General features: G+C 61.0%; 21 protein-coding genes. 7 read left to right on the forward strand and 14 right to left on the reverse strand.

Annotated features, from left to right (window positions below; all coding sequences use genetic code 11):
* Positions 1-76 precede the first annotated feature (76 nt).
* Complete coding sequence (locus KL786_RS18535; protein WP_215518535.1) at positions 77-1,102, forward strand: AraC family transcriptional regulator; 1,026 nt, start codon at positions 77-79, stop codon at positions 1,100-1,102.
* 96 nt (positions 1,103-1,198) lie between these two features.
* On the opposite strand, the gene KL786_RS18540 is transcribed toward KL786_RS18535, so the two are convergent.
* Together KL786_RS18540 and KL786_RS18545 are read right to left on the reverse strand one after the other, a co-directional pair.
* Entirely contained in the window at positions 1,199-1,537 is a 339-nt protein-coding gene (locus KL786_RS18540; RefSeq protein ID WP_215518536.1) for a DUF6388 family protein, read from the reverse strand.
* A 32-nt stretch (positions 1,538-1,569) separates the two neighbouring features.
* Complete coding sequence (locus tag KL786_RS18545; RefSeq protein ID WP_215518537.1) at positions 1,570-1,830, reverse strand: hypothetical protein; 261 nt, start codon at positions 1,828-1,830, stop codon at positions 1,570-1,572.
* Positions 1,831-2,220: 390 nt separating this feature from the next.
* On the opposite strand from KL786_RS18545, the gene KL786_RS18550 reads away from it, so the two are divergent.
* The 3 genes from KL786_RS18550 (at position 2,221) to KL786_RS18560 (ending at position 7,105) form a co-directional block, all read left to right on the forward strand.
* Positions 2,221-4,323 carry a PTS sugar transporter subunit IIC/EAL domain-containing protein gene (locus KL786_RS18550; RefSeq protein ID WP_215518538.1) on the forward strand — a complete coding sequence of 701 codons (2,103 nt, stop codon included), beginning with the start codon at positions 2,221-2,223 and terminating at the stop codon, positions 4,321-4,323.
* Between the two features lie 729 nt (positions 4,324-5,052).
* On the forward strand, positions 5,053-5,562 hold the full coding sequence (gene praB / locus KL786_RS29620) for an alkane oxidation protein activator PraB (protein ID WP_252193769.1): 510 nt from the start codon (positions 5,053-5,055) through the stop codon (positions 5,560-5,562).
* Positions 5,563-5,662: 100 nt separating this feature from the next.
* Positions 5,663-7,105: an outer membrane protein transport protein gene (locus KL786_RS18560; protein ID WP_215518540.1), complete on the forward strand. Its 1,443-nt coding sequence runs from the start codon at positions 5,663-5,665 to the stop codon at positions 7,103-7,105.
* Positions 7,106-7,249: 144 nt separating this feature from the next.
* Here the strand turns inward: KL786_RS18560 and KL786_RS18565 are convergent, their stop codons facing one another.
* From KL786_RS18565 to KL786_RS18615, 11 genes are all read right to left on the reverse strand, one after another.
* Positions 7,250-8,710, reverse strand: a complete 1,461-nt coding sequence (locus KL786_RS18565; protein WP_215518541.1) for a cytochrome D1 domain-containing protein — start codon at positions 8,708-8,710, stop codon at positions 7,250-7,252.
* The gene (cobA, locus tag KL786_RS18570; protein WP_215518542.1) at positions 8,707-9,540 is read right to left on the reverse strand and encodes a uroporphyrinogen-III C-methyltransferase; all 834 of its coding nucleotides are present in this window, start codon (positions 9,538-9,540) and stop codon (positions 8,707-8,709) included. The genes KL786_RS18565 and cobA overlap by 4 nt, the downstream gene beginning before the upstream one ends.
* A 66-nt stretch (positions 9,541-9,606) precedes the next feature.
* On the reverse strand, positions 9,607-10,785 hold the full coding sequence (gene nirJ, locus KL786_RS18575) for a heme d1 biosynthesis radical SAM protein NirJ (protein WP_215518543.1): 1,179 nt from the start codon (positions 10,783-10,785) through the stop codon (positions 9,607-9,609).
* A 109-nt stretch (positions 10,786-10,894) separates the two neighbouring features.
* The gene (gene ahbB, locus KL786_RS18580) at positions 10,895-11,401 is read right to left on the reverse strand and encodes a siroheme decarboxylase subunit beta (RefSeq protein WP_215518544.1); all 507 of its coding nucleotides are present in this window, start codon (positions 11,399-11,401) and stop codon (positions 10,895-10,897) included.
* Entirely contained in the window at positions 11,376-11,819 is a 444-nt protein-coding gene (locus tag KL786_RS18585; protein ID WP_215518545.1) for an Lrp/AsnC family transcriptional regulator, read from the reverse strand. The genes ahbB (KL786_RS18580) and KL786_RS18585 overlap by 26 nt, the downstream gene beginning before the upstream one ends.
* Positions 11,812-12,327, reverse strand: coding sequence for a siroheme decarboxylase subunit beta (gene ahbB, locus KL786_RS18590; RefSeq protein ID WP_215518546.1), 516 nt, complete (start codon positions 12,325-12,327; stop codon positions 11,812-11,814). The genes KL786_RS18585 and ahbB (KL786_RS18590) overlap by 8 nt, the downstream gene beginning before the upstream one ends.
* Positions 12,324-12,782: an Lrp/AsnC family transcriptional regulator gene (locus KL786_RS18595; protein WP_215518547.1), complete on the reverse strand. Its 459-nt coding sequence runs from the start codon at positions 12,780-12,782 to the stop codon at positions 12,324-12,326. Before KL786_RS18595 ends, ahbB (KL786_RS18590) begins: the two co-directional genes overlap by 4 nt.
* Before the next feature lies 1 nt (position 12,783).
* Complete coding sequence (locus KL786_RS18600) at positions 12,784-13,956, reverse strand: cytochrome D1 domain-containing protein (RefSeq protein WP_215518548.1); 1,173 nt, start codon at positions 13,954-13,956, stop codon at positions 12,784-12,786.
* Positions 13,953-14,279 (reverse strand): c-type cytochrome, encoded by a 327-nt coding sequence (locus KL786_RS18605; RefSeq protein WP_215518549.1) that lies wholly within the window; start codon positions 14,277-14,279, stop codon positions 13,953-13,955. Before KL786_RS18605 ends, KL786_RS18600 begins: the two co-directional genes overlap by 4 nt.
* A gap of 16 nt (positions 14,280-14,295) precedes the next feature.
* Complete coding sequence (locus tag KL786_RS18610) at positions 14,296-14,610, reverse strand: c-type cytochrome (protein WP_032861294.1); 315 nt, start codon at positions 14,608-14,610, stop codon at positions 14,296-14,298.
* 24 nt (positions 14,611-14,634) lie between these two features.
* The gene (locus KL786_RS18615; RefSeq protein ID WP_215518550.1) at positions 14,635-16,317 is read right to left on the reverse strand and encodes a cytochrome D1 domain-containing protein; all 1,683 of its coding nucleotides are present in this window, start codon (positions 16,315-16,317) and stop codon (positions 14,635-14,637) included.
* Between the two features lie 188 nt (positions 16,318-16,505).
* Between KL786_RS18615 and KL786_RS18620 the strand changes: the two genes are divergently transcribed.
* The 3 genes from KL786_RS18620 to KL786_RS18630 are packed head-to-tail and all read left to right on the forward strand — an operon-like array spanning position 16,506 to position 18,050.
* A complete protein-coding gene (locus KL786_RS18620; protein WP_032861292.1) occupies positions 16,506-17,282 on the forward strand; it encodes a CbbQ/NirQ/NorQ/GpvN family protein in 777 nt (258 codons plus the stop codon).
* The gene (locus KL786_RS18625; RefSeq protein WP_215518551.1) at positions 17,266-17,832 is read left to right on the forward strand and encodes a cytochrome c oxidase subunit 3; all 567 of its coding nucleotides are present in this window, start codon (positions 17,266-17,268) and stop codon (positions 17,830-17,832) included. The genes KL786_RS18620 and KL786_RS18625 overlap by 17 nt, the downstream gene beginning before the upstream one ends.
* Positions 17,833-17,852: 20 nt before the next feature.
* Positions 17,853-18,050: a cytochrome C oxidase subunit IV family protein gene (locus tag KL786_RS18630; RefSeq protein WP_275656696.1), complete on the forward strand. Its 198-nt coding sequence runs from the start codon at positions 17,853-17,855 to the stop codon at positions 18,048-18,050.
* Between the two features lie 88 nt (positions 18,051-18,138).
* Here the strand turns inward: KL786_RS18630 and KL786_RS18635 are convergent, their stop codons facing one another.
* The gene (locus KL786_RS18635) at positions 18,139-19,461 is read right to left on the reverse strand and encodes a carbohydrate porin (protein WP_215518552.1); all 1,323 of its coding nucleotides are present in this window, start codon (positions 19,459-19,461) and stop codon (positions 18,139-18,141) included.
* Positions 19,462-19,495 lie beyond the last annotated feature (34 nt).

Here is a 19,495-nt window from a genome sequence, read left to right on the forward strand (position 1 = left end):
GAAGCTTGCAAGCACCTATGATTATCAGGATGTTTCTAAAACAATAACCGGGCATAGCGTCGGGAAGCGCAGATCCATGCACAGTAAAACCGTTGATCCACACTACGAATTGGCGCTGGTGTCACCGTTTCTCCTGCAAACCCTGGGGCAAGTCGTCGCACAAAAGGGCGCCAGTGCCGAGCACCTGTGCCGTGGCCTGGGGTTTACCCTGGCGGACCTGGACGATCCGGCACTGCGAATTTCCTATCGCCAGGCCGTGGCGATGATCCAGCGCGCACTCAAGGTTTTGCCTGACCAGGGGTTGGGCCTGTGTGTCGGCAATCAGAATGTGCTGGGTACCCTGGGCCTGCTGGGGCATGTCATCTCGTTGTGCAAGACCCTGCGCGATGCGTTTGCCGTGGGCGAGCGGCACCAACACACCTCCGGCGGTATCGCCACCTCACGGACCCATGAACGCGCGCAGGAGGTCATGGTCGAGGTTGAATGTCTGTTGCCTTTTGCCGAGGTTCAGGTGTTTGCCGCCGAGGAATTCTTTGCCAGCCTCATGGTCTACGGCCGCACACTGGTGGGCAGCGAGTTCAAGCCATTGCGCATGGAGTTCATGCACGCGCAGCCGTTGTATGCCGCCGAGTATCAACGTTTGTTCGGTGACGATGTGCACTTTGGCTGCCTGCACAACCGCATGGTCCTGGAGGCACGCTGGCTGGACGTGTCCCTGCCGAATCACCATGCGCTGGCATTGCGTCAGGCCCTTGGCCTGCTGGAGTTGGAAAGTGCCCAGCTACACCGGAAAATGGACCTGATCCAGGCGGTAGAGCGCGCTATTTCCCGCGACTTGCAGGGCAGTCAATTGGAAAAGGTTGCCAGTGACCTGAACATGAGCGGGCGCACACTGCGCCGGCGCCTGACCGACCACGGGCTGACATTCGAGGCGTTGCTGGAACAGGCTCGTCGCGCCCGGACCATGGGGTTGCTGGGTAACCCTGGCCTGTCCATCGAGCGTATTACCCAAGAGGTGGGCTACAGTGACGTACGCAGCTTTCGCCGGGCATTCAAACGCTGGACGGGGCTCAGCCCCAGTGCGTTTCGCAGCGTGGGGTGAGGCCGAGTGTCGAGCCATGGACCATCACTACTGACAAGCTGCACAGCGTGAACACTCTGTGGTGGGAGTGGGACGCAGGTCCACTGGCCGTGCCCGTTAAGGAGAACTGTCAGACAGGCCATGGAGCTGACAGTATTCATCCCACGCCAGGCCTGCCATCTGGGCCACTTCCTTATGCACTTCCAGGCGGTTGGCCTCGAACTCCTGTGGCGACTGGCTGATCAGTTGCAGCGTCAATTCCCAGGCAAACAGGTTCTGGGATTCTGCCTGCGCCTCGAAGGCTTCGTGCAGGCGTTCGGCACGGTATTGCGCCATGGTTTCGCGCTTGGCCTGGGCGGCCAGAGGGTTCAGCGTGTCCAGTTCGGCGCGCAACTCGGGATGCTGGCTCAAGAAGATATCCAGGGCCAGCCGATGGTTTTCGCCAGGTTCAGACAAGGGGTTACTCCCAGAGCACAGGTTGCGCGACCTCAGGATGAGGTTTGTTCGTAACGGCTTTTGCGTCGGGCACGTTTACGCAGCCGATTGGCAGTCCACTGTTGCAGGGGGGCGAGCAGGAAAAAAAACAGGTAGGCGGCGAGTACCAGGGTCAAGTCGACCCACGTCTTGCTGATAGGCCCTTGCACCGCTTCGACGGCGGCCTTGATAGAGAACAGTACGGCGACCCCACACAACCAGAGCACTGCGGTGAAAGCCAAAGGTCGTGCGCGATTTGAAAGCCTGCCTTGCATGTTGAATACATCTCCCTGAGAACGCTGGGTCAGTCGGTGTGCCGAGACCTGCGCAGTAACGGTGGGCTGCGGATCTACCGGCCTGTGGGTTGGTAGATCTGTTGAACTCATGACCTTGGTGAGGAGCTGTTGGTTCCGAAAACCAGCGGCGCGCCACCTGGGCAGTGCAGCCCCGATGCGCGCTATTGTTTCAAAACGCGCAGGAAATTACACCCTCGCCAACGTGTCAGCGGGTACTTTAGGGGGATTCATCGAGGCCCGGTGGGGCAAAAAACTTTCACTCCCTGGGTCTGGGCGTGTAGCGTTAACCCCTGTTGAAGACTCCGGTTGAGGCGCCGCCCCTCCGGTGCAACGGCCAAGGGCCAGGAAACGCGGGGCAGGGAGACAATCATGGCGCAAACGCTGTTCAAGCTCTTCTTCACCCAGCGCCTGGCAGCCCTGGCGAGCACCGAGTCGTTGCGGGCCATCCGTGAAGGCCTGTTATGGATCTTGCCGTGCCTGCTGGTCTCGGCAGGTTTCCTGCTGTTGTCCGAGTGTGCGCGGATCCTGAATTTTCCGTCGCCGCTTGTGGCATTCCTGGCGGGCTTGCATGCCAAGATCAGTTCTGTCATCCCGTTGCTGGTAGCGGCCTCCATCGGCTATATGCTGGCGATCCAGCACCGGTTGCCACAGCTGCCAGTGGCGTTCCTGTGCCTGGCGCACGTGGTCATCGCCACTTTTGTCCTGCGGGACTATCCACGTGCGTCGGCGACCTTTGTGTTGTTCATTGCCATCGCTTCGCCGCTGATCAATGTCCCGGCGATTGCCTGGTTGCATCGGTATCGCTGGACCCGCCTGGTCAACGAGGACCTGGTGGGACACAACCTCAAGGGCACTATCAACATGGTCGTGCCGGGGGCAATTACTGCACTGCTGCTGGTGGTGACGTTGTCGTTGTTGTTGCAGGTTCCTCATGTGGTGCAATTCCAGGGCCCTGAGATGCTCGATGCGCTGCAGTCGCCTTATGGCAGCGGAATGTTTGTCACGGCGATCAATTCGCTGCTGTGGTTTTTTGGCATTCATGGCGTGTATGCGATCCAACCGCTGTTTGACGCATTGGATCAGGCGGTGGTGCTCAACGGTGTGGCGCTGGCGGCGGGAGAGCCCATTCGATACGTGTTGAATGCCGGCCTGCTGGGGTGCTTTGCCTTTATTGGCGGATCTGGCGGTTCCCTGTGCCTGTTACTGGCGATTCTGCTGTTTTCCAAGAGCCAGTCCATGCGCTTGCTGGCGGTGGCCAGCCTGCCGCTGTCGCTGTTCAACGTCAGTGAAGTGTTGCTGTTCGGCTTGCCGATCATCCTCAACCCGCGCTTGTTTATTCCGTTTTTAGCCGTCCCGGTGATCAACACCCTGCTGGCGTTGTTTGTGGTGCAGGCTGGCTGGGTCTCGCCGGCGGTCGCCAGCGTGCCCTTTACCGCGCCAGTACTGCTCAATGCCTACCTGAGTACCCAGGGTGATTTGGCGGCGGTGGCGCTGCAACTGGTGCTACTGGGGTTGGGGACGCTGATCTATGCACCCTATGTCCGGGCGATCCACCGGCAGGCTGTGGAGGGCGGTACGGTTTACCTCAAGACGTTCGACATGACCTTTCGCGGGCTCGAAGAAAAAGGCCGTCTGCTGGAAATGGACCCGGTGCTGACGTCGCACAAGGCGCTGGCACGACAGGCCCTTGAATTGAGCAGGATCCAGCAGATCAGCGACTTCGAGTTCTATCTGGAGTACCAACCCCAGGTGTCCTCCTTGACGGGCCTGTGCACGGGCTGCGAGGCACTGATGCGGGCACGGGACGGCGAAGGTAAAGTGCATTCGCCATGGGAGTTCCTCCAGTGGCTGGCCCAGGCCCGGTTGATGCCGGACGTAGACTTGTGGGTCGCTTCCCAGGCTGTGCGCCAACACCAGAAATGGCAGAAAGCCGGTTTTGCGTTGCCGATCACCATCAATGTTTCCAGCGCCACCCTGACAACTCCAGCGTACGGCAGGCAACTGGTACAAATCCTGTCCCAGGCCCATGGTCATGTGTCGGTGGAGATCACCGAGGATGCGCTAGTAGGCGATATTCAGGTGACACGGCAGATGATCGAAAAACTGCAGGCCATTGGTGCCAAGGTTTATATCGACGATTTCGGCACGGGGTATTCAGCGCTGAGTTATCTGCACCAGTTCCCGGTGGACTTCATCAAGATCGACCGCAGTTTTGTGGTTGCCCAGCAAGACCCCAAGGGCGCGCAGGTATTGACCGGCATGCTGCGCTTTTGTGAAGCGTTGAACCTGGGGGTGGTGGTGGAGGGCGTGGAAACGGCCGAGCAGTTGGCGTTTCTTCAATCGGGCCGTGGGCACGCGGGGGCAGAACTGATCATTCAGGGCTGGTATTTCAGTAAAGCGTTGCCCGGCGACGCAGTGCAAGGGTTTGTTCGTGAACGTGCGGTCAAAGTGAATGATGAGGCGGGTGCTTAGCCACTTCTATAATGACATCGTATTGTTCCTACAAATAAATCCTTCAAATAATTCCGCTATATATTGAGCCTCTACTTCCCATGTGCTGGCGCTCCTGCTGGAGTAGATCAGTATTTCTAATTGTTTATCTTTCCTGTGGATATAAAACTGTTACGTAGGAATTCTCGCAAAGAAATAATACCCTCTGGCGCAATTGGTGTTTTCAGGTAGATTATTTGATACGGATTGTGAGGGGATAAGTTTTAGTTGCGGGATTGCACGCGTATGGTTGTTTTGCCTGCGCTGATCAAGGCGCCATTACGTAGTGAGTTTCTTAGTGCGCGCTTGGAAGTTTGCTCAGTGTAGGTGCTGCTCTATGTCTATATTCAATTATGAATAGCGTCAGCGTATGGATAATCAAGTTTGGCACTATTGCTTGAAGGGTCTTCAGTCAATGCCAACCCAGCAGGAAGCCTGGAAGTATTAGGCGGGTTGCGTTAACGGCACTGCCTGGCTTGATCTTAATGTTGTGGAGGTTTTCGGAGTCTATGTGGCTCGCAGACCTTTATCGCCTGAAATTTGTCTGTTCGGGCTTCTGTAAGTTCAATAAGTCTATCGGGTAGATAGGCGGGTTAATGCGGTTGATTGAGTTGATATTTGGCTTGAGAGAGGTGTCGCAACTTTGTTGTGAACTTCTGTTGGAAGCCATTGCCCCGGCGAAATAGTTCGCCATACATGTGAGGAAAAATAATGAAAAGTTTGAAAGCCCTCGTTTGTGTAAGTTCGTTTGCTCTGTTGTTCGGTGCGGCTTCCATGGCCAGCGCCGTGTCGATTACCCCAGAAGGTCCATTTACCACTGAGGCAGGCACCATTGTTGTAACGTCGCCATCTTCGGCTGGGCTTCCCATTACCTGTGGCATCACTTTCGGCGGCAATGTCTCGGCAGGCGTAGCCACCATCACATCGGCAACACTTACCGGCGGTGGCTTGTGTAACTTGCCGAAGCTGAAAAACGTTCCGGCTCCAGGGTGGGTGCTGACGGCGAACAGTTTTAACGCGAGCACTGGAATCGGCAACGGTACCGTGTCAAACGTGGGCTGGACGGTGGCTTTGCCACCCTCCAACTGCGGCGCGGGCACCATCAATGGCGAGTGGAACCAGGCGACTCGCACCCTGACCGGTAAAAACCAGCCTCTTTCCGGCAACTGCGCCGTCCAATCCCTGACCGTCAAAGTACCGAGCCTGAGCGTGGCGCCATGAGCTGTCCCGCTCCCTAGTGCAAAGGGCTGATCACCCATGAAAGGCAGGTGCCTCATTAGAGGCACCTGTCGGGCTGGGTAACAATAAGATGGAGTGGAGCATGCGACACAATAAGCAGCAGGCCCTGGCATTCCTTGCCCTGGCGGTGTTGGGTGGGCTGACGGTCGCGACCTGCCCAGTCCAGGCCGGCGGGTTCATGACGCCGACCGCCAATACCGCTGGCTGGGGCCGGGCGTTCGGTGGTGGTTCGATGTTCAAGAACGATCCGTCGGCGGCCTTCAACAACCCGGCGGCCATGGCCTTTATCGACAAGAGCGTTTCGCAGCTCACCCTCAATTACGCAAATATCGACATCAAGTACAAAGGCGCTGCGTATGACTACGCAGGCAATCCTGCGTCCAGTACGGTCCTTGATCCAGATACCGGTCTCCCTACCTCGACACCCCGCACGGGTGACGGTGGCCAGGGCGGGTTTGAGGCATGGGTACCAACGGGCTTCATGGTTATGCCGATCAACGACCGCTTGGCCTTTGGCCTGAGCCAGGTGGTGCCCATGGGCGCCCGTACGACCTGGGACGAGGACTGGAAAGGCCGTGACTTTGCGGTAGACACTAAAGTTGAAACCGTGGGCCTGACCGGCTCGCTGTCATTCAAGGTCAATGATCAGTTTTCCATTGGCGGTGGTGCCATTGTGCAGCACACCAAAGGTTTCGTGAGCCAGAACGTCGACCTGTATGCCGCCGCCGCACAGTCGCCGGACCTGGGCTACATTCCATTTCCCGCAGGCCAGGGCTTGGCCTTGATGCGGGTCAAGGTCGACAACACCTCCCTGGGCTGGTTTGCCGGCATGGCCTGGAAGCCTACCTTGCAAGACACCTTCGGCCTGAGCTACCACGCCAAAATCAACAACAAGCTGGAGGGTAAATACACTATCCACGCCGATACACTTTCCAGAGACCTGATGACCACCCCGGTGTTCGATGGCAAGACCCTGGTCGAGCTGGCCTACCCCGACCTGCACCTGTATCCCGACGGTGCGAATGCCTCGGCGCAGATGGATATCCCGGCCAATGCGTCCCTGGACTGGGTCCACCAGTTCTCTGACCGCTTGACTCTGGGCCTGAGTGCTACGTGGACCCAATGGTCATCGTTCAAGGCGCTGACCTTGAAGTCGGATGGCAGCACCCTGGTGTCGATTCCCTATAACTACAAGAACACCTGGATGTACTCCCTCGGCGGCGACTACAAGCTCACGGATGACTTGACCGTGCGCACGGGGGTGGCTTTTGACCAGACGCCAACCCCCAACTCCACCCGTGACCCGCGGATCCCGGATGGTGATCGGGTATTTGCGTCCCTGGGCTTTGGCTACAACATCCGGGCGATTCCAGGCTTGAGTATCGACGGCGCCTATTCGCGACAGTTTGTGGAAACCGTCAAGCTCAAGACCAAGAACATTGATCGTCTTGGCGCAGCGTCACTGGAGGGTAAAGCCGAGATCAAGGGTGAAGTGATCAGCCTGGGGGCGACCTACGCCTTCTGATTGATCCTGCATTGTTTTGTGGCGCGGTAAAAGTTTTCTGCCTCGCCGAGATCCCCTGTGGGCGGGCTTGCTCGCGATAGCGGTGGTTCAGTCACTACCTCTGGTGGCTGGCACGCAGCGATCGCCAGCAAGCCAGCGCCTGCATCAATGCGAAGTCCCCTCCGCAAATTCGATTTTGTTCCCCACGTTGTACTTGCCCGAAGGTTTGTTCATAGGAATGCGCTTGACCTCCTGCAACGTCTGGCTGTCATACACGATCAACGCACCGTCGCGATCCCAGATACTCAACAGCAGATAGCGCCCATCCCGGGTGAACTCCACGTGCGCCGCCGTTTTGCCGGGCATGGGCCGCAACGTATGGGCGATTTCCAGGGTCTGCTTGTCGATCAAGTGGATCGCGTCATTGTCCGGGCCAAAAAACACATCACTCCACACATAGCGCGAGTTGCTGTGGCTGCGCATAAAGAACCCCGGCCCGAGTGTGGGGATCTGTTTGATCAGCTTCCAGGTCTTGAGGTCCAGTACCGAAATCTGCCCCTTGCTGATATTCGGCGTGGCAAACACCCACTGCCCGTTGCGTTGCCAGTAAGTCCCCGAACCGAGGTGGGGCATGCCCGCCAGCGCGATGTTGGTGACCACCTGCCCGGAATCGAGGTCGATCACCTGCCCGCCGCCGGCCTTGCGCGAGGTGGCGAGCAGTTGGCGGTAGTCGGGGGAAAAGGAAAAGTCATCCAGCACATCCTGGGCCTGGATGCGCCGGGGCTCGAAGTTCGGGCGGGCTGGCGCGTAGGACAACTCCCAGACCTCATTCACATCCTTGAGGGCGACGATAAAATTCTGGCGCGGTGGCGCCGTATACACCGCGCTGACCCGCGAGCCCGTAGGCAGGGTCTTGGCCAGTGACAGGTCGCGCGCATCCAGCACCACCAGGTTGCCCGGCAGGTAATTGCCCACCAGCACCCAGCGCCCGTCCTTGCTCACCGCCAGGTTGCGGGTATTGAGGCCGGCGCGGATCTCGGCGATCAGCTTGAGGTTGTGCAGGTCATACAGGCTGATCCAGCCGTCGCGCGAAGCAAAGTACACAAAGCGCCCGTCCGGGGAAAACTTCGGCCCGCCGTGTACGGCAAAGTGCGAGGCAAAACGATCGAGCACTTCAAAGCGATCACCGTCGAGAATGTCGATGTGATGGTCGCCGGACTCCACTACCACAAACAGGTTCAGCGGGTCGGCACGATGCTGTGGGGTGTTAGGCAGTTGACTGAGGTTGGCTAACTGGCGGTGGCTGCCGCGCATGTCCTGCTCACTCCAGGTCGCGGGCGTGGCGGGCGGCTGTTGCAGGAAACTCACCAGGCCGTCGATCTGTTGCGCCGTCAGCAGTGGGGCGAATGCGGCCATCTGGCTGGCCGGGCGGCCTTGTTCGATCACCTGGCGAATCTCGGCCGGCTTGATCCGCCCCAGGCTCTCGGGCAACAACGCCGGGCCGCTGCTGCCAACCCGGTTGGCGCCGTGACAGCTTTGGCAATGCTGCTGGTAATCGGCCGCGGCATCCGGTGCACCGTGGGCCGCGCTGGCCCACAACAGCGGCAGCAACCACAGGCGTTTCATACCGCCACCCTGGACACTGACAAGTGACCGGGGGCGAGACTGGCGGGGTAGTGCAGGGCCGCATCGGCAAACAGATCGACCACATGCCCGATCACCGTCAAGGTCGGCACACCGGGCTCGCACATCAAGGCCAGGGCCGGCAGCAGGCGCAGGGTGCCGCGATGCACCTGCTGGTCGGCACGGGCGCCGTTGCAGATCAACGCCGCCGGGGTGTCGGCGGGTAGGCCGGCATCAATCAGGCGCTCGGCGATCATCGCCAGGTTCGACAGGCCCATGTAGAACACCAGGGTCTGGCTGCTGTCGGCGAGGCTGTCCCATGGCAACTTCAATTCGCCGTCGCGCTGCAAATGCCCGGTGACGAAGCGACACGAGTTGACCAGGTCACGGTGGGTCAGCGGGATACCCGCATAGGCACTGCAGCCGGAGGCCGCCGTGATGCCCGGCACCACCTGGCACGACACACCTTGCGCCAGCAGGTATTCCAGCTCTTCGGCACCGCGGCCAAAGACGAATGGATCGCCGCCTTTGAGCCGTACCACCCGCTGCCCCTGTTGGGCCAGTTCAGCCAGCAGCTCGTTGATCTGATCCTGGGGCAGGCTGTGATAACCACTGGCCTTGCCCACGTAATGGCGGGCACAGGTCAGTGGGATCAGGGTCAGCAATTCAGCGCTGATCAGGCGGTCGAACACCACGGCATCGGCCTGCATCAGCAGGCTCCAGGCGCGCAGGGTCAGTAGTCGTGGGTCACCGGGGCCGGCGCCAACCAAGGCGACTTCGCCGGGGTGGAAGGGGCTGTGCAGCACGGAGGGTAGCGCGTGGGATGAGTGCATGAGACTTCCTTGGTTCATCATCAGGTTGGCGGCCCCCGGTTGTTTCACCAGGTGGCGGCCGGTGGTTCAGCGTGCCGAGCAAGGAATCAAGGTGGGCGGCGAATGGGCGATTTCTGCGTCGCTGAGGTAGCAACCGGGGTCCGGGCCCCAGAGGTCGCCGCCGGCCCAGGCGCGGGTGCGCGTGTTGCCGTTGCAGATGCCTAGCCAGCGGCACTCGGTGCAACGGCCACCGATCTCGCGAGGGTGTTGGCGCAGGCGCAGCAGCAGTGGATCGGGGCGCTCCAGCCAGATTTCGCGAAACGAGGTGCGGCGCACATTGCCCACCGAGTGTTGCCACCAGTACGTGTCCGGGTGTACTTCGCCGGTGTTGTCGATATTGGCGATGCCGCTGCCCGAGGCATTGCCGCCCCAGGCATGCAGCAGGTGTTCGAGTTGCGGGTAGTGTTCCGGCAAGTGCTGGTGCACCCATTGCAGCAACAGCACGGCGTCGGCGTCGTTGTTGCCGCTGACAAAATCGCTGGGTACGCCGTTCTGGATGTCGCTCCAGGCCTGCTGGAAAATCATCAGCATGGCGTCGCGGCTCATCTGCTGATGGGCGTCCAGTTGCCGGCTGCGCTTGCCGCGCCCGCTGTAGTTGAGGTGTGAGAGGTAGAACTTCTGCACATCGTATTCACGCATCAAGGCCAGCAGTTGCGGCAGCTGTGCATGGTTTTCCTGGGTCAGGGTGGTACGCAGTCCCACGCGGATCCCAGCCTGGCGGCACAGGCTGATGGCATGCATCGAGCGCTCGAAGCTGCCCTCGCACTGGCGGAAGGCATCGTGGGTCGCCTTCAAGCCATCGATACTGATGCCCACATAGTCAAAACGTGCGGCGGCGATCTGCTGGATATTGCCTTCATCAATCAGCGTGCCATTGCTCGACAGCGCCACGAAAAAGCCCTTGGCGCGGGCATAGGCGCTGAGTTGAAACAGGTCCTCGCGCAGCAGTGGCTCGCCGCCCGAGAGGATCAGCACCCTGACCCCGGCCTCGTGCAGATCATCGATCAGCTTCAGCGCCGCCTCGGTGTCCAGCTCATCGCGAAACACACTGTCGGCGCTGGTGGCATAGCAGTGCTTGCAGGTCAGGTTGCAGCGGCGCAGCAGGTTCCAGATCACCACCGGCGCGCGCGGGCTGCCCGGTTTGGCGCTGCGCGGTGGTGGGCATTGGCCGGCCAGGGTGCGCAGGTAATGACTGATCCTAAGCATAAGATGTTCCTTGTTGTAGGAGCGAGCGTGCTCGCGAAAAACGCCCCGGCGACACGTTCATCCAGGATGCCCGCGTTATCGTTTACGACCTTCGCCGGCAAGCCAGCTCCTACAAGCGCGAGGGGGCGTTAAGGCGCAAGCCGGTTTTTTTCAGGATGCGACTGCTCACCAGCATCTCGTCCGCCCGGCTGGCATCGCCCAGCAAGAAACGCAGGTGTTCACGGTAACTGTCGATTTCTTCACGACTGCGGCCATGCACCATGGCGAACAGGTTGTAGGGCCAATCCCCACGCCGGGGCCGGCGATAGCAGTGGCTGACAAAAGGTTGGGCGCCGATCAGCTCACCCAGGCGCGGCATCTGTTCATCGCACACATCCCACACGGTCATGCCGTTGTGGCGGTAGCCCAGGCGATAGTGATTAGGCACGGCGGCAATCCGGCGGATCGCGCCTTCGCCCTGCAAGCGCTTGAGCAGGTCGAGGGTGGATTCGACGCTGATGCCCAGTTGCTCGGCGAGCCAGGTCCAGGGATCTTCCACCAGGGGCAGGCCGGCCTCGGTCAAATGAATCAAGCGCTGTGCCAGGGACTCGTCAAACCGGGAAGTACAGACCGACATGGTAGGTTTGCTCCTTGGGCAGGTTAAGCACCTCAAGCCCGGTAATGGTGTGAATGTGCGACAGGGTCTGGTCGAGGTCCGCGCAGGTAGCGCAGGCCAGGACAAACCACATGTTCCAGTGATGCTCGCGCCGGTAGTTGTGGGCCACTTGCGGCAGATCGTTGAGTTGCGCTGCGACCTGCCCAAAGCGTGATTCGGGCACTGCCAGGGCGGCCAGGGTGAACGCGCCGCCCAGGCGCTCGATATCGAACATTGGCCCGAAACGCGTGAGCACGCCGTCTTCGAGCAGCACGTGCAGGCGGTCGAGCAGCTCGTCGGGTGTGCTGTGCAGCTCGGTAGCCACCGCCTGCCATGGGTGACGCACCAGGGGCAGGCCGTGTTGCAGGCGGTTGATCAACTGCCGGTCGAGTTCATCCATGGGCCCATACCTGTGAAGGCGGCGGTGCAAAACGCCCGCCGCATTGCTTGAACATGCGCGTGCTGAATAGCAGGTGGTGGGGCAGGTCGCTGAGCAGATGCTGCTCCAGCAGCGCCTGGATCTGCGCCTGTACCGCTGCGCGCTCACGGCCGTGGACCATGCAGAACAGGTTGTAGCGCCAGTGCGGCAGGCGCCGTGGCCGCTGATAGCAGAGCGTGACCCCCGGTGCGCGGCCCAGGCGCTGGCCGACTTCATCGATCAGTGCGTCGGGCACATCCAGCACCAGCATCGCATTGGCCACATAGCCCAGGGCGCGGTGGTTGAGCACCAGGCCGACGCGACGAAACAGGCCTTGCTCCTGCCACTGTTGCATCTGTTGCAACACCTGCCGGTGATGGGCGCCGATCTGCTCGGCGAGGTTTTCATAGGGGCGCGAAACGAGCGGCAGCCCGCGCTCCAGGCACTGGCGCAGGTCGAGCAATTGTTCATGGTTCAGCGGGGCGATCACGGATGGACTCCCAGGGCAAAACCCAGGTCAATGCGGTAAGCGGTGAGCATCGGCAGGTCGAGGGGGGTCAGGCCGGTGTCCTTCTCCAACTCGTCGAGAATCTGTTCCAGATGGCGACGATTGGGCCCGGTCAGCACAAACCACAGGTTGTAGTGATGCTCGCGGGCGTAGTTGTGATTGACCTCGGGGTAGCGGCTGATGCGCGCCGCCACCTGCTCCAGGCGTTCGGCGGGCACCGCCAGGGCGGCGAGGGTGCTGGCGCCGGCACGGCAGTGATCGAACACCGGCCCGATCCGCGACAGCGCCCCCGCCAGTTCCAGGCGTTGCAGGCAGGCCATCAGCTCGCGCTCGCTGCAACCCAGGGTTTGCGCCATTTCCACATAAGGCTCGGCGCACAGTGGCATGCCGTGTTGATAGCGGTCGATCAGGCGGGCGGTCAGTTCATCAAGTTCCATCTCAGTACCCCATTTTTTGTGCGCGGTTGCTGAAGAAAATGCCGCTGGGGCTGTCGGCCGGCAGGGTCTTGAGCAAGGTCAGGCGATAAGGGTCCCAGACCTGCACCTGCTGGCCGTCGCGTACCGACAACCACAGTTGCTCACCACGCCCGGTGAATTCCATGTGCAGCACACCGGGGCCGGGGCGCAGGTCGGCGACCACCCGGTGGGTTTCACTGTCGAGTACCTGCACCCGGTCGTTGTCCGGGTAGGCAAAGTTGACCCACAACTGGCGCCCGTCAGGCCGCGCGGTGACAAAAATCGGTTGGCCGGCCACGGCGATGGCAGCGCTCTGTTGCCAGGTGCGCGCGTCCATCACCAGCACCTGGTGGCGGCCCACGGCGGGAACGAAGGCCTGGTTGTCAGCCACGGCCCAGCCTTCCAGGTGCGGCATCTTGTACACCGGCAATTTTTCCTGGCCGCGCCCGTAGTCGGCGAGCACGCGCTTGACCCCATGCTCCGGGTGCCACAGGTCGAGCTGGGCCATGCCATCCTCGCCAAACAACCCGGCCATGTAGTAACGGCCATCGGCAGTGATCAACGCGTCATAGGGCTGGCGGCCAATGCCGGTGAAGCGGGTGATGGCCGGGGTATTGCCCTGGCTGAAATCAGCGCTCCAGATCTCGTCGGTATCGAACAGGCTGAACACAAAGCGCTGCCCCGGCGCATCCACCAGTCCCACCACCCGCGAGCGCTTGCCATTGGCCAGGGGCGTGGCCGGGATGTCCGCCACTTGGCGCAGGGTCACGGCGTCGAACACCTTGACCCCGCCAGGCTGGTAGTTGGACACGGCAATCAAACGCCCATCCTGGCTGATCGCACCGCCGATGCTATTGCCGCCCTGGATCAGGCGTTTGTCGATGCGCATGGTCAGCAGGTCAACCTTGGTCAGCCCGCCGTCACGGCCAAACAGGTAGGCGTAGCGCTGGTCGCGGGAAAACACCGCCGAGGCATGGGACAAGTCACCCAGTCCCTCGACCCGGCCCAGCCGGGCCTGATGGCTGCTGTCGATAATCAACAGGCTGCCGGTGGCACGTTCCACCACCAGCCCCAGGTCGCCGGTACCCCGTAACGGTGGTTGGGCACAGGCCATGAGCAACAGGCTGGCAATACAGGCAAGCAGGGGACGGATCATGGCGCAGGGGTTCCTTGCAGGAGGCGGTCCACCAGCCAGGCAATCTCGCCGGCATTGAGCAATGGCGCCCAGCCGGGCATCGCCAGGGCAGGGCGGCCATACGTCACGGTGGCAATCAGGGTGTCGCGGGTCTGCCCGGCCAGGGCTTGCGGGGTCAGCGCCGGTCCCAGGCCGCCGGTCAGGTGCAGGCCGTGGCAGGCGCCGCAATCCTGGGTCAGCAGGTGTTCCAGCTGGACCTGACGCGCAGGCGCCAGTGCTCCGTGTACCGGCGCAGGAATGAGGAAAAGCAGCGCCATGGCCGAACCGATCATCGAGACTTGCATGGCGTGCTCCTTGTGCTTATTTCAGGCTCAACACCCATTGGGCGAGGGTCAGGGCTTGTGCATCGGTGACTTGGTTTGGCGGCATCGGGATCGGTCCCCAGTTACCCTGGGTGCCGTTCTTGATGTGGTCGGCCAGAGTCTTGTCTGCGTCCTTGACCCCGGCGTTCTTCGCCGCGACTTCCTTGAGCGCCGGCCCCACCATCTTGCTGTCGATGGTGTGGCAGGCGGCGCAGGGTTTGCTCTTGAACAGCGCAGCGCCGTCGTCGGCGATGGCGCTGGACAGGCTCAATGCCGAGCCCAGGGCGATCAGTGCGAGCAGGATATTTTTCATTCGGTTGCCTCTTGTTGATGAAGCTCAATAAATGTCGAATTGGGTGTTGTAGACATTGAACTTGCCGGTCGGGGTAATCAGGCGCTTGTCCTTGATCACGTTCTTGAGCTTGAGGGTCTTGTCATCGACCACCACCAGCGCGGATTCCTCTTCCTGGCCGTTCCACACCGAGAACCACACTTCATCACCGGCCTTGTTGTATTCCGGCTGCACCACGCGCAGGGCGCCTTGCTTGATGCCCGACCACTGGGCAATCGGCAGCACGGTGTAGCCGGCGTCGAGCTTGTCGATGTTGAACACGGCTACCGACTGGCTGAGCTTGGTGTCGGGGTTGAGGGTGGTGTCGACGTACAGGTGCCGCGAGTTGGGGTGGGTCTTGATAAACAGCGAGCCACCGCCCTGGCCGTTGAGCGATTCCACTTGCTTCCAGGCGTACTGCGGATGCTTGACCGGGTCAGTACCAATCACCGAAATACCGCCGTCACCCAAGTGACTGGTGGCCCACACCGGACCGTATTGCGGGTGTACAAAGTTGGCGCCACGGCCGGGGTGCGGGGTTTTGCCCACATCCACCAGGGCGGTGAGCTTGCGCTCCTTGGAGTCGATGACCGCGACCTTGTTGGAGTTGTTCGCCGCTGTCATGAAGTAGCGGTGGGTGCTGTCCCAGCCGCCGTCATGCAGGAACGGTGCGGCGTCGATGGTGGTGATGGTGAGGTTCTTGATGTCCTGGTAGTTGACCAGCATGACCTTGCCGGTTTCCTTGACGTTGACGATGAACTCCGGCCATTCGTGGGAAGCAATGATCGCCGCCACACGCGGCTCCGGGTGATACTCCTGCTTGTCCACGGTCATGCCACGGGTGGACACGATCTGCTTGGGCTCCAGGGTCTCGCCGTCCATGATGGTGAACTGCGGCGGCCAGTAGGAACCGGCGATTGCGTACTTGTCTTCATAGCCCTTGAACTTGGAGGTCTCGACCGAGCGGGCTTCGATGCCCACCTTGATCTCGGCGACTTTGGTCGGCTCGGCGGGCCACAGGTCGATCATGTCGATCTTGGCGTCACGGCCGATCACCAGTAGGTAGCGGCCCGAAGCGGAAATCCGCGAGATATGCACGGCATAGCCGGTGTCGATGAGCTTGACGATTTTCTTGCTGTCGCCGTCGATCAAGGCGATTTTGCCGTCGTCACGCAGGGTGACGGAGAACAGGTTTTCCAGGTTGAGCGTGTTCAGTTGCTTCTTCGGACGGTCTTCGGGCTTGACCAGTACCTTCCAGGTCTTGAGGGTTTCGGCCATGCCCCATTCCGGCGGCGTTGGCGCGGTGTGCTGGATGAAGGTCGCCATGCTGGTGATCTGCGCCTTGGTCAGCGCATTGGAGGTGCCCCAGTTCGGCATGCCGGCGGGGGAGCCATAGGTGATCAAGGCCTCCAGATACGCCTGGCCCCGGGCCTGGGTGATGTCCGGGGTCAGTGGCTTGCCGGTGGCGCCCTTGCGCAACACACCGTGGCAACCGGCACAGCGCTCGAAGTAGATCTGCTTCGAGGCATCGAACTCGGCTTGGCTCAAGTCGGGCGCGCCGGGGCTTTTGAGCATGGCTGTAGCCGGTGCGGGTGCAGCCGCGAAGGCCTGGGTTGAGAGGGCCAGGGCCAGCGCGCAGCTGAGCCTGGCCAGCGTCAGTACGAAGGGTGTTTTATTGCGAGTCAGCATTCCATATCTCCTCAGGCAAGACCTTTGCGATCCGGGTAGAGCGCAGGTTCTTAGTGCCAGCAGAGACTATGTCGGGGTGGGTGAATGCCCGCTTGACGGCGATCAAGTTTGCCTTGGGTACGGCTTGCCAGGTTGTCGCAGGCCCCCGTAGCGTGACGGTCAAACCCGCTGTCCATGCAAGGTGTGCCATGACTGAACCCTTCTACCAAGCCGTCAACAACGAACACGAGTTGTTCGAACACGCCTGGCGCCACCGCATGCCGGTGCTGATCAAGGGCCCCACCGGTTGCGGCAAGACCCGTTTCGTCCAGCACATGGCCCACCGTCTGCAATTGCCGCTGTACACCGTGGCCTGCCACGACGACCTCAGCGCCGCCGACCTGATTGGCCGCCACCTGATCGGCGCCCAGGGCACCTGGTGGCAGGACGGCCCGTTGACCCGGGCGGTGCGTGAAGGGGGCATTTGCTACCTGGATGAAGTGGTCGAGGCACGGCAAGACACTGCCGTGGTCTTGCACCCGGTGGCCGATGACCGTCGCGAGTTGTTCCTGGAGCGCACCGGCGAAGTCCTCAAGGCGCCGCCGTCGTTCATGTTGGTGGTGTCCTACAACCCCGGTTACCAGAACCTGCTCAAGGGCATGAAACCCAGCACCCGCCAGCGTTTTGTGGCGATGCGCTTTGGTTATCCATCAACAGTGGAAGAAGAGCGCATCGTCGCCCGCGAAGCCCAGGTCGACAGCGCCCTGGCGGCCCAGGTGGTGCGCCTGGGGCAAGCCTTGCGCCGGCTTGACCAGCATGACCTGGAGGAGGTGGCCTCTACGCGCCTGCTGATCTTCACCGCCCGCCTGATCGCCGCCGGCATGCCGCCCCGTGAGGCGTGCATGGCCTGCCTGGCAGAAGCGCTGAGCGATGACCCGCAAACCGTCGCGGCCCTGATGGACGTGGTCGATGTTCACTTCAGTTGAGCGGCGCCTACCGGGTGACCTGGCGATGTGGTTCTTTATCCTCGCCGAACTCTCGGTGTTTGCGATTCTGATCCTTGCCTTTGCCGTGACCCAGACGCTACGGCCCGAGGTCTTTGCCGAGGGCCGCGCACAGCTGGACACCTCCACCGGCCTGGCGATGACCCTGAGCTTGCTGACGGCCGGCCTACTGGCCGCATTGGCACAGCAGCAGGTAGTTGCAGGTCGCCCACGGCGTGCAAGTGGGTTATTGGCGTTGGGACTGCTGGTGGCGGTGGTTTATGTATGGATCAAACTCAACGAGTACGGGCACTTGGCTGCGGCCGGGCTGGGCCTGGAGCACAGCACGTTCTTTACCTTGTACTGGATTTTGACCGGATTTCATTTTTTGCATGTGCTGTTGGGCATGCTGATTCTGGCGTGGCTGGCGTTGCGCTGCTGGCGGCGGGCCTATGGTCCGGGGCGTCAGTCGGGGTTTGAGTCCGGGGCGTTGTATTGGCATATGGTGGATTTGGTGTGGGTGGTGCTGTTTCCGTTGGTGTACGTGTTGTGAGGCTGCTGGCGTGCTGGGCCGTGCTGCTACTGCTGAGTGTGGGCACCGTCATGTCCGGCGCTGCGGGATGGTGGTGGGTGGTGGTGTTGGCAGCGGTGGCTAAGGCCTGGGTGATTGCCGATGGGTTTATGGAACTGCGGCACGCGCCCTGGGGATGGCGTGCGGCGATGTTGGCGTGGCCGGTGGTATTGGTGGGAACGATTGTGGCAATGCGTTGATGGTCCGAATTCCCCAACCTGGAGAGGCCTGCCAGCGGAGCGCAAAATGCTTGAGCACAGCTGGCCGGGCACCACGTTCTGAGCGGGCTCAGAAGTCCGCAATAAACTGCACACCGCCCACCACTGCGCCACTGGTTTGAGTTAGGCCACCGGGGTATTTCACGTATTGCAGGTTGGGCCGCACCATCAGCCATTTTGTGGCCTGTACGCCGTAGTTGATCTCGTAGCTGTATTCGCGCCGTTGCTCAGGTACATACAGCGGATCATCCATGCCAGCCACACCATTGCGCGCGTTTAGCGCCTGGGTGTTGTCGGTGTAGCGGTCGCTGACCTGCAACTTCGATGCACCGATGCCAAAGGTGTCATCCGGCCGTACGTCAAAGGGCCCCCGGTAGATCATGCCCACTTGGATCAGGCTCTTGATCACGCTCTTGTCTGGATCGTTCATGGTCAGGTTGGCAAACACGTTAAGCCCGCGTTTGTTGTTGCCATCGACCGTGGTCAGTTGCTGTTGGCCCGACAACCACCAGCCGGCATTGCTCGAATACATCCGGTAGGGTTTCTGGCTGCTGGCCGCGTAGTTGCCGTCGGCGTCCTTGAGCATGTCCTTGGTGTCGGCATTGGCGTAGTAGTAACCGGCGTGGTACTCCGAACTCAGGCCGCCGATCCGTCCCTTCCAGATGGCTTCGATGGGGAAACTGGTACCTTGGGAGCCGCTGATAAACGGCTTGAAACCATTGCTCGCCTCGGCGTTTCCAGGGTTTTTGTCATAGGCCCCCACCTGCATTGCGAACTCATCGGTGAACTGATACTTGGCGCGCACCGCCCACTGGCTGATGGGGAAACTGTTCCACACGCCATTCCAGTTGCCCTCCTGGGAGCCGCACAGGGTGACGTTCTGGAACTCGCAAGGGAACTGGTCAAAGTCTTCGCCATGGCCGAAGCGCCCTAGTTTCACGGCCAGCTTGCGCTCGAAGAACTTCTGCTCGTACCAGAACTGCGACAGGCGCCAGGCATTGCCGCCGCCGAACACCTCCATGGTAGAAGTCAGGCCGGTGGCGTCGGGGTGATGCACGCGGTCGTTGGTGATGTCTTTGCCATAGCGTTCGCCGATACCGATGCGAAAGCTCGCATCCTGCCAGCCCCAGAGTTTTTGCAGGTCCATGGTTACGCCGAGGATCAACTGATCGCTCCAGCGGGCGGTCATATGAGAGTCGTAGCCGCCGCCGAGGTTGGAGCCCACTTCGCCGACGTATTTGAGGGTGAAGTCATAGCCTTGCTCGGCAAGTTGCGGGCGTAGGCCGTTCCAGTCGCCGAGCATGGCGGGGGAGTTGGGGCCGAGCAGGCCGGCGCTCAGGGTGCAGGTGGAAACCGTGCTGCACAGCAGGGCCAGGGGGAGGTTGATGCGCATGGGTGCTCCTTGGGTCTTATTGTTTTTATCAGGG

This window comes from Pseudomonas sp. TAE6080, assembly GCF_018732265.1.
Classification (GTDB): Bacteria; Pseudomonadota; Gammaproteobacteria; order Pseudomonadales; family Pseudomonadaceae; genus Aquipseudomonas; species Aquipseudomonas brenneri.